General features: G+C 41.1%; 21 protein-coding genes. 10 read left to right on the forward strand and 11 right to left on the reverse strand.

The genetic code is table 11. The annotated features are described in order from the left end of the window. Positions 1–27: 27 nt before the first annotated feature. The gene (locus UH38_RS26370) at positions 28–282 is read right to left on the reverse strand and encodes a hypothetical protein (RefSeq protein ID WP_144405716.1); all 255 of its coding nucleotides are present in this window, start codon (positions 280–282) and stop codon (positions 28–30) included. 265 nt (positions 283–547) lie between these two features. Between UH38_RS26370 and UH38_RS24955 the strand changes: the two genes are divergently transcribed. Both UH38_RS24955 and UH38_RS19015 read left to right on the forward strand, forming a co-directional pair. Then, on the forward strand, positions 548–919 hold the full coding sequence (locus UH38_RS24955) for a helix-turn-helix domain-containing protein (RefSeq protein WP_052672456.1): 372 nt from the start codon (positions 548–550) through the stop codon (positions 917–919). A gap of 350 nt (positions 920–1,269) precedes the next feature. Next, positions 1,270–1,515 carry a hypothetical protein gene (locus UH38_RS19015; protein WP_045056260.1) on the forward strand — a complete coding sequence of 82 codons (246 nt, stop codon included), beginning with the start codon at positions 1,270–1,272 and terminating at the stop codon, positions 1,513–1,515. 202 nt (positions 1,516–1,717) lie between these two features. Here the strand turns inward: UH38_RS19015 and UH38_RS24960 are convergent, their stop codons facing one another. From UH38_RS24960 to UH38_RS19060, 9 genes are all read right to left on the reverse strand, one after another. Further along, positions 1,718–2,308, reverse strand: coding sequence for a PASTA domain-containing protein (locus UH38_RS24960; protein ID WP_052672457.1), 591 nt, complete (start codon positions 2,306–2,308; stop codon positions 1,718–1,720). 227 nt (positions 2,309–2,535) lie between these two features. Beyond that, positions 2,536–3,240: a hypothetical protein gene (locus UH38_RS19025; RefSeq protein ID WP_045056261.1), complete on the reverse strand. Its 705-nt coding sequence runs from the start codon at positions 3,238–3,240 to the stop codon at positions 2,536–2,538. Further along, on the reverse strand, positions 3,237–3,713 hold the full coding sequence (locus tag UH38_RS19030) for a hypothetical protein (protein ID WP_045056327.1): 477 nt from the start codon (positions 3,711–3,713) through the stop codon (positions 3,237–3,239). The genes UH38_RS19025 and UH38_RS19030 overlap by 4 nt, the downstream gene beginning before the upstream one ends. Continuing rightward, positions 3,706–5,160, reverse strand: coding sequence for a MotA/TolQ/ExbB proton channel family protein (locus UH38_RS19035; RefSeq protein ID WP_045056262.1), 1,455 nt, complete (start codon positions 5,158–5,160; stop codon positions 3,706–3,708). The genes UH38_RS19030 and UH38_RS19035 overlap by 8 nt, the downstream gene beginning before the upstream one ends. Positions 5,161–5,662: 502 nt before the next feature. Next, positions 5,663–5,869, reverse strand: coding sequence for a hypothetical protein (locus tag UH38_RS19040; RefSeq protein ID WP_045056263.1), 207 nt, complete (start codon positions 5,867–5,869; stop codon positions 5,663–5,665). A 9-nt stretch (positions 5,870–5,878) separates the two neighbouring features. Then, positions 5,879–6,280, reverse strand: coding sequence for a helix-turn-helix domain-containing protein (locus UH38_RS19045; protein ID WP_045056264.1), 402 nt, complete (start codon positions 6,278–6,280; stop codon positions 5,879–5,881). Next, positions 6,264–6,563 carry a type II toxin-antitoxin system HigB family toxin gene (locus tag UH38_RS19050; RefSeq protein WP_045056265.1) on the reverse strand — a complete coding sequence of 100 codons (300 nt, stop codon included), beginning with the start codon at positions 6,561–6,563 and terminating at the stop codon, positions 6,264–6,266. The genes UH38_RS19045 and UH38_RS19050 overlap by 17 nt, the downstream gene beginning before the upstream one ends. Positions 6,564–6,853: 290 nt before the next feature. Continuing rightward, on the reverse strand, positions 6,854–7,732 hold the full coding sequence (locus tag UH38_RS24965) for a 3'-5' exonuclease (RefSeq protein ID WP_052672458.1): 879 nt from the start codon (positions 7,730–7,732) through the stop codon (positions 6,854–6,856). Between the two features lie 529 nt (positions 7,733–8,261). After that, a complete protein-coding gene (locus tag UH38_RS19060) occupies positions 8,262–8,720 on the reverse strand; it encodes a hypothetical protein (RefSeq protein WP_045056266.1) in 459 nt (152 codons plus the stop codon). 142 nt (positions 8,721–8,862) lie between these two features. Here UH38_RS19060 and UH38_RS19065 point away from each other — a divergent pair, with 142 nt between their 5' ends. The 8 genes from UH38_RS19065 (at position 8,863) to UH38_RS19100 (ending at position 12,645) form a co-directional block, all read left to right on the forward strand. Next, positions 8,863–9,303 carry a hypothetical protein gene (locus tag UH38_RS19065; protein WP_045056267.1) on the forward strand — a complete coding sequence of 147 codons (441 nt, stop codon included), beginning with the start codon at positions 8,863–8,865 and terminating at the stop codon, positions 9,301–9,303. 61 nt (positions 9,304–9,364) lie between these two features. Further along, complete coding sequence (locus UH38_RS19070; RefSeq protein WP_045056268.1) at positions 9,365–9,637, forward strand: hypothetical protein; 273 nt, start codon at positions 9,365–9,367, stop codon at positions 9,635–9,637. A 65-nt stretch (positions 9,638–9,702) separates the two neighbouring features. Beyond that, positions 9,703–10,329, forward strand: a complete 627-nt coding sequence (locus UH38_RS19075; protein WP_045056269.1) for a hypothetical protein — start codon at positions 9,703–9,705, stop codon at positions 10,327–10,329. Between the two features lie 116 nt (positions 10,330–10,445). Then, positions 10,446–10,802, forward strand: a complete 357-nt coding sequence (locus UH38_RS19080) for a DUF6876 family protein (RefSeq protein WP_045056270.1) — start codon at positions 10,446–10,448, stop codon at positions 10,800–10,802. 74 nt (positions 10,803–10,876) lie between these two features. Further along, complete coding sequence (locus UH38_RS19085; RefSeq protein WP_045056271.1) at positions 10,877–11,074, forward strand: hypothetical protein; 198 nt, start codon at positions 10,877–10,879, stop codon at positions 11,072–11,074. A gap of 4 nt (positions 11,075–11,078) precedes the next feature. After that, the gene (locus tag UH38_RS19090) at positions 11,079–11,327 is read left to right on the forward strand and encodes a hypothetical protein (RefSeq protein WP_045056272.1); all 249 of its coding nucleotides are present in this window, start codon (positions 11,079–11,081) and stop codon (positions 11,325–11,327) included. 72 nt (positions 11,328–11,399) lie between these two features. Continuing rightward, complete coding sequence (locus UH38_RS19095) at positions 11,400–11,927, forward strand: antirestriction protein ArdA (protein ID WP_045056273.1); 528 nt, start codon at positions 11,400–11,402, stop codon at positions 11,925–11,927. A gap of 49 nt (positions 11,928–11,976) precedes the next feature. Beyond that, positions 11,977–12,645: a PD-(D/E)XK nuclease family protein gene (locus tag UH38_RS19100; RefSeq protein ID WP_045056274.1), complete on the forward strand. Its 669-nt coding sequence runs from the start codon at positions 11,977–11,979 to the stop codon at positions 12,643–12,645. A gap of 10 nt (positions 12,646–12,655) precedes the next feature. Here UH38_RS19100 and UH38_RS19105 read toward each other — a convergent pair whose 3' ends face one another. Continuing rightward, positions 12,656–12,919, reverse strand: coding sequence for a hypothetical protein (locus UH38_RS19105; protein WP_045056275.1), 264 nt, complete (start codon positions 12,917–12,919; stop codon positions 12,656–12,658). Positions 12,920–13,175 lie beyond the last annotated feature (256 nt).

The raw sequence follows: 13,175 nt of genomic DNA on the forward strand, positions 1-13,175 counted from the left end.
TACATTAACTCCTCGCAGTAACTTAAATTAAGGCTTAGGCAAGCTGTTCCGATACTTGGTAATTTCTTCAGCTTGGATACCGAACCATAGAGCGATGCGTAAAACTTTCGCTGATTCTTTGCCTTTAAATGTGTCATAATTGGTTAAGAATTGATATTTCTGTGAATGCCCCGTACTTGTTGTCAGCAGGTTGGGGCAAATTTTTATTGAGCGGTTTAAGACTGGTACGCGGTGCTTAGTTGTAATTGCCTTATTCCGACCATTGACTTGAGAAAGTCCCAAGCGTCCTCTGTCTTGATAAGAATTAAGAAATTCTCCTTTATACGTAATTTTCTCGATGTAAAATCGGGTAATTTTGCTAGAGTATAGGTAGATAACTCGTAGCTTGATACGTTCTTTGTCTTAGAGAGCTAGCCTGCTTAATGGTCTGTTAGATTGATGTTTCCTCGTCAAGTGTGGAGTTATGATAATTTCGTGAATCGCGCTAATGATTCACCTATAATAAAGCAAGTTTACCATTAGTTAATTACTAGCGCAAGAAACCTTAATGTTAATCCACGAAGCATTTGACAAAACCTTGAGGAGATACGGTATTAGTGCCAAAGATTTATCGCGTCTTGCTAATGTCAGTGCGGCTCACATCTCACAATTTAGAAATGGCAAGGGAGGGGCTGTATCGCATACTACCCTTGAAGACATTATCAGTAGGATGGATGAGTTAGCTCCAGGTTCAAAATCTTGTTTCTACCTTTTGCTGGCAGGGAAGAGTGTTGAAGAAGCAGATATCGATACTTTTGTCCAGTCAATGGACGATGTGCAGTTAGGAAGTTTGCTTACTGCGATCGCTAGGCGCGTGTCCCCCCAAACTAGCCAGTTGAATGCAAATGGATTTCGGTCAACAGAGCAGATTGCGGTCTAGTAAATAATTGTCTGCTAGAGCTTTGTAGCTATAACTAATTCAGTTAAAGGAAAAGCAGCAGATGAAGTTGCTTAAACATTTGTTGCTTTGGTAGCGTATCGGCAAGCGCTTTCAGTATGCCGCTTCCTTGCATCAATCCTTAAATATTTATAATTAATTAAGTACAGAATTTAATCGAGAGCAGCAATAAAATTTATTAAATGCAATTCAGAAATATTTATTCAAACTTCTTAAGAAATCTTAGTGAAAAAGCTATTTTAACCAAGAATAAACCCGTAAAATTTCGGTTAACAACAAGTTGTCAGTAACATTACGATTGTTTTATTCAGATTTTAGATAAGAGCTACATCGTGATTTTAAATAACAATTTAATATTTACTTTGGATGAAATTCTGCTTCTAGTTGAAAACTTGCCTACAGAGGAAAAAACTGAGCTAATTCAGAGGTTACTTAGCAAGCCATCAGCATTAGATGTCAATTATCTACAGGGTTCGATGGTTGGTCTAGTTAGTACGATGGGGCGCGATGAAATAAGCGATCTATTGAGGGCGATCGCCAATCGCATTGCTGCGGATGGAGATGTCCTTAGAAAATAGTCTAGAAGCGGAATCTTCTTCGATTTGCGATACTCCTACTGCTCTTGAATAGATCGAGCTAGTTGCGCTTAAGTAAGTGCAACCTTTACAAGCACGATTGCACTTACACTCATCTCCATTAAATAACCTAATGGACCGCTTCAATACTCTTAGATTTTTTAGGTTTTTATTCGTGAAATTATGTAATATTTGAGTTACGCAGTCACTTTCCTAAAGATAAGCTTACCTCCCAATTTTTATTTTTCATTTCTTCATAGGAGTAGTTTAACTGTCCACGACGACCTACCTGAATACTGTAGAAGTCAGACTTGGGTATATTGTCTACTTGAAATTCAAAGACACATAAAACACTTGAGTATTCACTTGAAGGTTGCGTACCGTTTCCAGTCTGTCCGAGTGCTAGAATATTGCCTTTACCATCTTGGATTGTTACTGACATTCCTCCTTGAATATCATCATAACCACCAGTTCCATAACAATTATCCTCTGAGCCAGATATATCTGAGTCCACTAATGTTAAACTACCTTTGATTTGGTGAATAGGAGATTTAGCAACAGTTAGTTTAATTTTACTACCTTTGTTTGTAGAAGCTTCAGCGCTTGGTTGTTGACTTAAAACTTGTCCTGGTTGAACATCCTCTTCTACTTTTTCTATAGTCTCTACCTCGAAGCCTTGTCCCTTTAAAATTCCTCTAGCATAACCAGCTTCTTCGCCTACAACATTAGGGACTTTTGTACTATTGCAAGATGTAAGAAGAAGCATGATACCGATTAATGGTATTAATTTTTTCATACGAAGACTTTACAAATTTGACTAATAAAATCATTAAAAGTGCGAGCTTATTATTCCCAAAAAATTATGAGCGATCGCATTTTGCACGAAATTTTTCCTTCAGTAACTTAACATTGTCAATTCGTTATTCTGTATTTCTTTTATTTAAGGCAATACAATAGACTCGCTAAAGTTGTCTACCTTTCAATTAATTATTTGATGAAATGTACTGAATCTATTTGAATAAATTACTGTACGCCAACTTTTCTACCCTCTGAACTAAATGAAATTTGGGTAGTTGCATTCATAGGCTCCCACCCAACATTAAACCCGTCTTTTAAAGCTAACTCTCTCGTCCGTCTGAAAGCTTCAAAGCTATCTGGTCTAACAATAAAAGCTAAATAATCTTTTTCGGGATCAAGTTTTTTAATCACACGCTGAAATTCTGAATCTGCTAGTATTAACTCCTTGGTAGATTCGCCAGCAGTTTCTTCTAAAGGTTTGTAGACTAATCCTAAAGGCTCTAGTTCAATCTGTACTTCGTAGTGGGATGTCTTCGCTCGAAAACTTTTTACTTGCTCTGCTTTATATTCTATACATTCTTTATATCGCTGTAGTTGATAAGTATAGTCTTGCAAACTTATACTGTTTAATTCATCCGGTGCTATTGGTTTTTCACAAGTTGCTAAGGATTCAGTAAATTTGTTTACTTGAGTTGTAGCTGCTTCTCGATCGATATACACTACTTTATTGCCTCGAACTTCAAAAAACTGGGGAGTCTTTTGAGTTGTAGAAACTAAAGGAGTACGCACAATCGTTGCGGATTGGACAGCAACAAGACTAACGAATAGGCTAACAAACATTAACACTCCTACAGTGTTTGTCAGGATATCCAAAAAAGAGTCTAGATTTTGGGTAGGTGCAATATGTTGTCTATTTTGCCGTCTTCTCATTTTGCACTCCTAAGTGATGAATTCTGTATTTTCAACTGCCAGCCTTCATCAATTGGTTCAAAGCCAATATCAATATTTTCTCGTTCAATTAGGCTTCTGACTTTATCAAAAACATCTATTCCATCAGGGCGGATAGCAACAATCAAATACTCTTGGTTTCGGCGGCTACTTACCTCGTCGAGCAATCTTCTTAATGCTGAACTAGGCGAATCGATATCTTCTTTAAGTACCAACTCCTGGTTAGGGTGAATAATGATGCCATTTCCCTGACATTCTATGTAGCGGGGAGTCTTAGTTTGATTTTGACCGTGTTCGCTCCTAGCTATGATTGTTACTTGTCTTTGGCTACTCAAAATTTGTGAGGTGACGACAATAATTAACAAAATTAATGTACCGATAGTACAAACAAGAATTGATAGAAACGGAAACAACTCTAATTCGATTGCTTGTCGGCGGATAGATTTTCTATGCATAGCCATTAAGGCTCCGCTCATCTCGCTCTACTAAGGTGATCCGGCGCGGACGGCTCAATTGCTCTAGAACAGGACTAATCTGAGCTAAATTTTCTCTTACTCCGACTAGGACGTGTTCTAGTTGTGCTGTCTGCTCCAAAGAATTAACGGTCTGCTCTAAGCTTTGCTGTAGTTTGACTATCTCTAATACCTGAACAGCAGATTTTTCTAGGGCAACAACACGACTATCAAGTGCTTTAGCTGCCTGCTCTAGTTGATAGCACAGTTTCTCTGCTTGTTCTGTTAAGCCCATTGCTACAGATGAATTACCAGCTTTGAATTCATCCAATAATTGCCTATTGCTAGCTCTGATTTCACTTACTAAGTTAGTAAACGCTGTCTGACTTGCTTGCTGCTGCTGTTCAAAGAAAGTTACAAAATCTTGACGATCTTTCAGGGCAGTTTGACTGACTTCGCCTAGTTGCTCAATTAGCTGTGCGTTGATATTTTGCACTTTGCCTATTTCAGCAAGGAAGCCTTTAGCTAAAGCTGCTGCTGCTTGTTTAGCGTAAGTGTGGGCAGGTTCAATTAAATCTTCAGGTTCGGGTAAACTTTCGTTGAGAGCTTGGGTAACAGCTTTGGTAATAGCCTTTTCATCCAAACTATTAGACTTATCTCTTAGTCGTGGCAGTAGTTTTTCGTTGATATAAATATCAATTGCCAGGAGTAAACGAGACTCAAAGCGTTCAATTACAACAAGAGGAATCATTACCAAAACGCTCAGACACAAAGCCAGAAGAGTCGTGTCAAATCCAATTGCTAGACCAGTAGTTACTGTACTAATACCTTGTTTAATTTGTTCAATTTCTGCTGCTTCTGACAAAAAGCTGGAAAAACCATTAACAGCATTACTAATTCCAAGCACTGTCCCTATAAATCCTAATAGGGGAATAGCCCAAACAAAAATTCGCGGTATGGAGTACGATGATTCAGAAACAGATGCATAGAATGATGAATCATCAAGAGCTAATTCTGTAGCTGTTTTGCGATTACCTGAGTGTATATATGCCGCCAAAACTCTACTACAGCGAACTGCTAGCAAATTTTTGGTACTCAACAGACTTTGCTGGAGTTTATTAACTTGTTGTGAATTAGGATTTTCTAAGGAAGCATTTTGAGGAATGCAGTCTTGGTTAATAGCTAGAAATTCTTTTTGTAGCTTGATAAATTTCAGAGCAGCAAACGCTAATACAGTCCAAGATAAGAAGATGACAAGATGCTGAGTAAATCCTCGGTCGTATAGTAAAACACCAAGGTAAGAAGTTCGTATAGGCAGTAAAACTCCATAAACAATTGCTGTCAGTCCAAAAGCAATAGCTAGGGCAATAGGTATTTGAACACTTAACTCTTGACGTTCAGAGCCACGAGATTTTGATGTAATTTTTTTGCTAAATATTTTGCCTACCATATAATTTCTATCAATTAATTTAATTAATCGGACAATTCAAAAGTCTTTAGTTCGTATGTTAATAAGAGAAATGTTCCTATCTATACCCTTCTCCAAGTAAAGTTAGGTTAGAAGATTGGGTTAGATTATAAATAGTAAAAATTCGGTATTTAAAAATGTAAAGGTTGCGTAAAGGATACTCTCGTTAAAGTAAATCCTTCATCAGTGTTTTTACCCATTCTTGAGCGTTCGCCGCAGTGTCTCCGTAGTTTTATCTAGGATTAAGCAAACATCTTATAGTCAATCGGGATTCTAAAGAGTTAGAAGAGGTGCGTTTCTACCAGTGCCACAAGTAGGGTAATAACAATCATCAAAGCAGAAAACCGCAACAAGACCTGCTCAACACATTTGAGCTTATTAGGCATATTTTTTTAAGCCTCGTCCTGCACGGAGTTTTTCGCAGGCGATCGCTTGCTGTAGATGGAAATTCTCGCCTAATCCTTAGAAACCTCTTGCTAATTAGTTAAGGGGACTGTCTAGCTTTTTGGATCTGCTCTATGGTTGCTATTTGCATAGGGTTGAGGTCATCATTCAATATGAAAAAGCCTTCCTCTAGCTCAATTACATCACCTTCTCTGAGTTCACAGTCTGGCTCCCGCGCAGGGTGCATCATCATATACATCTCACGAGTTGCAAGGCGAGTTTCATCAATCATGAATTTAGTAATCATATCTCTGCACTAACTAAACAACGCTGGAGATACATGAAAAAACTCTCCTAGAGCCTTTGCCCAATTCTTATCGATACCTCTTTTCCCGTTGACTACTTCACGGACTACATCTTGATCAGCACTGATTACTCCAACCAAATCTTCATCCTTGGTATTCTGAGCTTCCATCAAATGCAGCAGTATTGAATAGGGATCTGCTTGGGGCAGCGGGTAATGCTCCTCTTCAAATTTCTCAATCAGCGTTACCAGTAGTGTTAATAAGGTATCTTCTTCTGGAGTGCGATCGCTCTTATGTTCCAACTCTTCAGCTAGAGCGATCGCAGCTTCATTCTCTGCCTCTGTTTCGATTACTTTAGGTTGGTATTTTGAAAGCAAAATAGCATAAGAATCAGAATTAATAGTACGGGTCATTTTTCCAAGCCTCCTTATCGTAATCAGCGTGAGTAAGAATGTACTTGATATAAATTCTTTGAGTGGAGTAGATAATGTCTACAATCAAGCGATAATTATTTCCTTTGATATTAAATATAGTAAAATTTCCCGCAGCATCAGCGCTTGGATAGACTTGGCGCACTTCATTAATATTGCTCCATTGTGCTGATTTTGCCACTCTGTACCAAGTATCTAAAGGTAAAGATGCATCAGGATGAATTTCAGCAAATTCTAGTAGTCTTCGGCGGCTGATAATGTGCATTAAGCATTCAAAAGAAACGGAAAATTTGTTAGTGACTATTTTATGCGAGGCGCGGCTGTGTGGAACGCACTGCTATAAGCGATCGCATTAGGCTTTGTTCCCCCAGAACTGATGGACACTTTTAAGCCAATTATCGCACCCGATTGTTTTACTCGCTAAACCGTGTATTGGGGTGTTTCCACTAAACCCTGTGTAATTGCAAGCTTAATCAAAATATCTAATTTACTATCGCTGCTTTTAATTATTATTCCTATTTGAATTATTTTCGGAATTAATCTTGTTAGCCGCTCTTAATTCTCCAATTCGTAGTTTGGTGGAGGATAAATACCTTGAGGATATAAAATTTCTGGTGAGTCTTCTGCCATCTCTTGAATGCGTTCCAAAGCTGCTTTGCAATCTTCCAACGCGCGATGACCCCCACCTAATGGCTGCCATCGATAGTTTTTCCAATACTGGCTCCAGTCTCCGCACCACTGCGAATACCACTCCATGATGCACTCTGAGCGCACATTTAAGCCCAATGGTGGCTCTAGCCCGTGCAGCTTGCGGCAATAGCTCAAAACACAAATATCAAAGCTGACATTGTAAATTAATACTTGTTTGCCCTCTAATATGCTGTGTATTTGCGAGAAGACTTCGGGAAAAGATAGGGCATCTTTCACCATTTCATCGCTGATTCCATGAATTGCTGTAGCTTCAACAGGAATAGGGATAGTAGGCTTAATCAATGTGTTCAGCAAAGTTCTTGCTTGATGATCGATAATAGCTATTTCAATTATTTCTGCATCACCTAGTCCAGTAGTTTCTGTGTCTAATATTGTCCAGTTATCTCGACCTAATATTTCTTTTGCCCATTTAACAGCACGAACGCGATCGCGCTCGATAAAACCAACCTCCTTGTACCAATGTTCATAAGCATACTTACGTTTTTGCTTCTCACGGTTTTTAGCTAAAACTTCTAACTGTTTCGGGCTTGCTTTACGTTTAGGAACTGCACTTTCAGGTAACTCAGGATCGTAAAGTAAGCAATCATATTCTCGGCAGTGAATTACTCCAACAGCTTTCACCGGACGCAAGCCCATTTCTTGTATTTGGCGCTTCGTTTTTAAAAGGGCAGGTGGCTCGTTATTTCCACTGCCCCACCAGCTATAAGTTTGAATCTTGTCCACTGTTAGCTTAAATTATTTTCAGAATTTACTACATATCAAAAAGGGTCGCATCTCCTGAAATTAAATGATACAAGACTTAACCGTAAGAGTTGACCTGCGATCGCACTACTCAATTGCATTGCCTCCAGATAGCTCCTAATGATGGCATTGGTCTACGTTGTCCGCCCGACTGCGCTCCGCTCCGTCCGGCTAGGTCCTAAAGAGATAGCAGCCGCCCGACTCCGTTGCACTGCGTCCGGCTAGATCCAGGTGAGGGTCATATTGTCTCGCTGATCGCTCGGTTCGCTTTTTTGCGCTTCGTGCGACTATAGCACACCCTTCGGGACGCTTCGCTTGTGCTTCGCTGCACTCTTGGGCGCAAAAAAGCTCAGTTGGGAGAGAGAAGAAGAAGAAAAGAGAGAGGAGAGGTAAAGGTATCTCACTCTTTTGTCAAGCTGATTTTTTGGTGTGGTGCAGCTAAATTCGTGTTTTTTCCAACTTTTGCGCCACCACGAGATTAGTAAGAGTGGCGGCGCAGCCGCCACCGCCACTACAGCAAACTTCGTTGGGCGTTTTTTATCCAGTCTGGTGCGATCGCATCATCCGTTAGTGGGTGCAGCACCACTTCAAGCCCATGCCCGACCGCCAGTGCCACAGTCCCCCACGTCCCCGATCCTTGCGCTTTGCCCCACGATTTTCCAGGTTTTAGCCCCGTAGGTGCAGGCTTGTTTACCCAAGCGTGTAGCGTCCCACCAGTAGCCGCCAAAGCTTTAATCATTCTCGTGCTTCGTTCTGCCCCCTGCGCTCTATACGGTAGTTCGGGGTTTTTCTCGTGCCGTGTATAGGTTGCCGCTTTTGCTCGTGCCGTCAGCAGCGCCAGCCGATCTACCCCGTCCGCGTCCCCTATATGCCATAAGTCAGCATCAATGAGTCGCAATTCAGCTATCACCCGCGCATACTGTCCGCGCTCTAGTCTTCTGGTCCCTGTCACTGCGATCGCCTTGGTCATGATGTTTTTCTCTCTTCTTCCCTACCTCTCTATTATATTATGTTTTATGTATTTATAGTATTAAAATACTATTTATATTATTTTCTTGCTATAATTAGGATATCCCCAAAAGGGAACGGACATCACATTTCAGGTAAACATCATGGTTACAGCAACAAACATTCTTTATTCAGTAGCAGCAGCCCGACGCATTCTCGGTATTTACTACCCAGAAATTAAAGTTTCTATTCAAGTATGGGCAAAGGTTGTATTAGTCATCTCTGACGGTCGCCGCCCCCGCTTCATTAGCAAAAAGGTTTTCCATCAGCACTTTGTTGACTGGCGCAAGGAGCAAGCCAAAGCGCTAGTAGTCCAACGCCACCACTTACTACATAGCTCATTCAATGTAGTTAATCCCAAGAAAGACTCTATGTATAGGGTAGTTGCTTGCAAAGATGCGCTTCATTGTGAGTGTGAGGACTACAAGAACCAGATCGGATTTTGGGGCAAAGCAATGTGCAAGCACTCTTTCGCCGCGCTGGACTTTATCGGCTACCGCTCCTTTGCTGATTATCTAGCCGCCCAGCAGGTAGCAGCAGCTTAACGAAAGTGGGGTGACTACAGCAGTCGCCCCAACGTAAATAAACATCAACAGAGATCCTAGCATGACACCCGAAATCGCCTGCCACGTTGACCAGGAACATAAAGAACAGCAAGACGCGATCGCTGAAGAATGGCGATTAGAAGGAAAGACTGATGCAGCTTTTGGCTATCTACCTAAATTAAAAAACGAGGCATATCTAGCCGGATACCTCGAAGGTGTGCGGAGTCTTCCTTGTGATAGTTCAGGCGAGATTTTGTATGCAGTCGAGCCTGAACGGGAAGAATTTTCAGTTCCCGTACCTTGCGATGTTGATTACGATTGCATCCCCTTCTAAATTTGGTAGTCCTAAGCATGACTGTAAAAGGCTTACAGAACAAGACTTAAAAAGAGACAAACATCATGAACTTAACAGTATTTGGCGTGAAACCTACAGACGCAATTTTCCTGCCTCAATCACCTTACCAAGTGCGTAACGATTGCCAGATCGGGCAGTGGAAAGTAGGCGACGACGATTTTAGGGGTAATTCGATTGACGTATCGATAGTTAGAGTTTCCCGAATGTTTGGCACGTTGGGTAAAACAATCAATGCCCAGTGGTTGCAAATCTGGTTTATTCCTGCCCCTGGTGAGGAGAAGTTACCCGCCGATACTATATGTGTGACTTACATCAAGACGCGCTCTATTAATTCATTTGCTCAGAAAATCACCGAGCTTATGAGCGGCGGCGAACCAGCACTTGGAGTATTTACCGCTTATTTTGAAAAACATTCAGGAGAACTCGGCACATATTACAGCGTTGACTGGAATTGGAGAGAACGCAACACCGACGCTGAGAAAGCACAGTTAGAAAAAATTGCCCAGTTTTTGCAAGCAAAGCCTAGCTTAATTGACATCAGTAACAGCGCCCTTCTCTGTACTGACGGCATGACATCAGAGGAGATTCAGATGTTGGTTAACTCTGCTCGTGCTGAAGCAGAGGAGGAAATCAAACCTAAAACTAATGGTGGCAAGTTAGCTCGTAAGTAGTTTAAGCGCGTTCAGATTGGGGGTTGATTTACCTCCCAACTGCGCCAAGCCTGCAATGTGCGATCTCTGAAAACTTTAACGCTGATAAGTAATAATTCAACCAGAGAAAAATCACCATGACTACATCAACTTTTGCCAATCTCGATCGGTTTCACGGCACAGAGAGGTACTACAGCCATTGGCTAGGAATTAAGCTCACCGACGGCGCATTTTATTTACAAGAGAATGGCGCGGCTTGGCTGGTCGATGCGATCGCATCGCATCAAACCAAAAAATTGCTATCTGACCCAATGTTAAAAGCAATTCAATTCTGGACGCTGACCGTTAACCCCGATAACAGCGCGTTGCTCCGATGCGATCGCGATGAGGGCGACACGGCACTAACTCAAGAAATCCCCTTTACTGATTTCCCCCTGAGCGAAATCAAACTCTATCTAGTAGAAAAAGTCTTGATGCTTCCATCGGAATACTAACCAACTGTGCGATCGCATCTGAATAAATGCGATCGCTCAATCACCAAATTCAAACTAACGGGTAAAACAAACAGATGAAACTCAAAACGGTACAGCTTTACAAACAACTCAATGACACAGTTGAAAGTGATTTTAACTTACTCAACGATGAGATTACAAAGCTAAGTGAAATGCTCAATGATGAAGACTTCGACGGCGATGAAGTTATTGAATGTTGCGAACAGATTAAGGAGCTTGCAAAGGCTATAGCTAACGGCGTTGAGAGTAGATAAACCAATGAAAATAACAGAGCAGACAAAGCAAAAAGCAATGTTAGAGCGTGAGATAGAAGCAAATAAAAAATATGTTGTGGATATCTTCTTGCACTATCTCAAAATCGATCCAGATAACCTCGACTCTGTAGCGGAAATAGAGGACTTAATTGATTCAATAGTGAGTTTGTGCGGATTGAAATTGGAGCAAAAGCAACAGACAAATCCCACAAAAGCGTTCAGTCCAGAACTACCAGTTATCAGTTCAAAGTAAATATGTTTACCGCCGCCGAACCCGACCAAGAGCAAGCGGCGGTTTTCACCCCAAAGAGAGGCTAAATCTATCATGACAAAAACAGCGACACCCCGCATCTATGTAGCTTGTCTAGCTTCCTACAATAACGGCAACCTACACGGCACTTGGATCGACTGCGACCAGGACGCGGAGGACATTAACAAAGAAATAAAGGCGATGCTCTCTCAATCAGAGGAAGAAGACGCGGAAGAATTTGCGATCCACGATTTCGATGACTGGCAAGGAATCCAGATTAATGAATACGAATATATAGATAAGGTTGCTTTTCTTGCAGCGCTAATAATCAAGCATGGCAAAGCTTTCGCGGCACATTATAACCATTATGGTACTGAAGCCACCGAGGAAACTTTTGAAATTTCCTACCAGTGTGAGAGCGAGAGCGAGGAGGCTTTTATCCGCGACCAGTGGGAAGAGAGCGGGCAACTAAAGGAACTAGAAAAGCTCGGAATTAGCGACCACTGGATCGACTGGGAAGCGATCGCCCGTGACCTGTTTATCAATTCTTACTACTCAGTAAATGCTTCTAACACTAGCGTTTACATTTTTAGCTGTATCTAATTAACCATCACTAAGGGAGAGCTAATAATTCTCCCTAATAAATCCCCTCATGATTACCCAAATAAACACACGAAACGGACGATTTTACAAAGTCAACGGCGACTTATTACCCTCAGTGACTACCATTATCAAAGCTACTAGAACCCCAGAGGACTGCAATCGCCTCCGTAAGTGGCAGCATAAAATTGATAAAGTTCATGGTGCAGACACAGCAGATCGGGAAAGTAGCAACGCTAGAAACCGAGGTAATACTATTCATGAAGTAATCGCGGCAACTTTAAAGGATTTGTCCGATGCACAGACACTAATCACACCAGAATCAAAAGCCTACTGGAACTCAGTTAAACCGATCGTTAAGGCAATTAAAAACCCTTGTGCCGTAGAACACATCATTTATCACCATACTCTCAAGTACGCAGGCACACTAGATTTAATCGCTGATTGGCAGGGGAAAAGGACGATTATTGATTGGAAAACTAGCAGCCGCATCAAAAAACTAGCTTGGATGAGCGAAGCTATCCTACAAGTGGTTGCTTATAAGGGTGCATACGAATCAATGCAAGAGCTTCCTATCGAGCAGGCATTGGTGGTTGTAATTTCCCCGAAGCAAAGTCAACTATTTATAATCGACCAGGACGAGATCGCCGCTGCTTGGTATCTATGGCTAATTCGACTGGAACAATATAAACAGCAAAGCCTGTTAATGACTAGCCCTTGAGACGCTTTAACTATTCAGGTTGTAGTGTAGGCTTTTTTCCCTCTTCAACATCTACCTTTTTAGCTACCAAAGAAAGCATATAGGTCTTTGCTGTAGGATCGAACGATTCAAGCGCATCTAAAATTTTGTCGATGCTGTCACTTCTCAAATTGCCTCCTCTTTGAAAGGAACTGATTTGATTAGGGGTTAATCCCGATAATTCAGCAATATCTATAGCCTTAAAAACGTCTCGGTAACGGAATAATGTCTCTGCAAAAGCATCGGACAGTCTCATAGTACAAAATAAATAACAAGAACGTTATAAATATAACGCTTTTGTACTATTAGACAGCAACTTTCTCTAAAACTGCCACCAACCCTAGTTAAGAGTAAGCAGCATTTTTTGATTATTGCTAATTCTCTCGTTCAACTAACTGGCAATGCTCATAGAGGTAGATTTCACCTATCTAAGTTAGAGAGCGATCGCCTACCAATTGACTGCTATCCCCTAGAACTAAAGAGTGTTTCTAGGGGATATGACTATTTATGCA

This window comes from Aliterella atlantica CENA595 (assembly GCF_000952155.1).
Classification (GTDB): Bacteria; Cyanobacteriota; Cyanobacteriia; order Cyanobacteriales; family Chroococcidiopsidaceae; genus Aliterella; species Aliterella atlantica.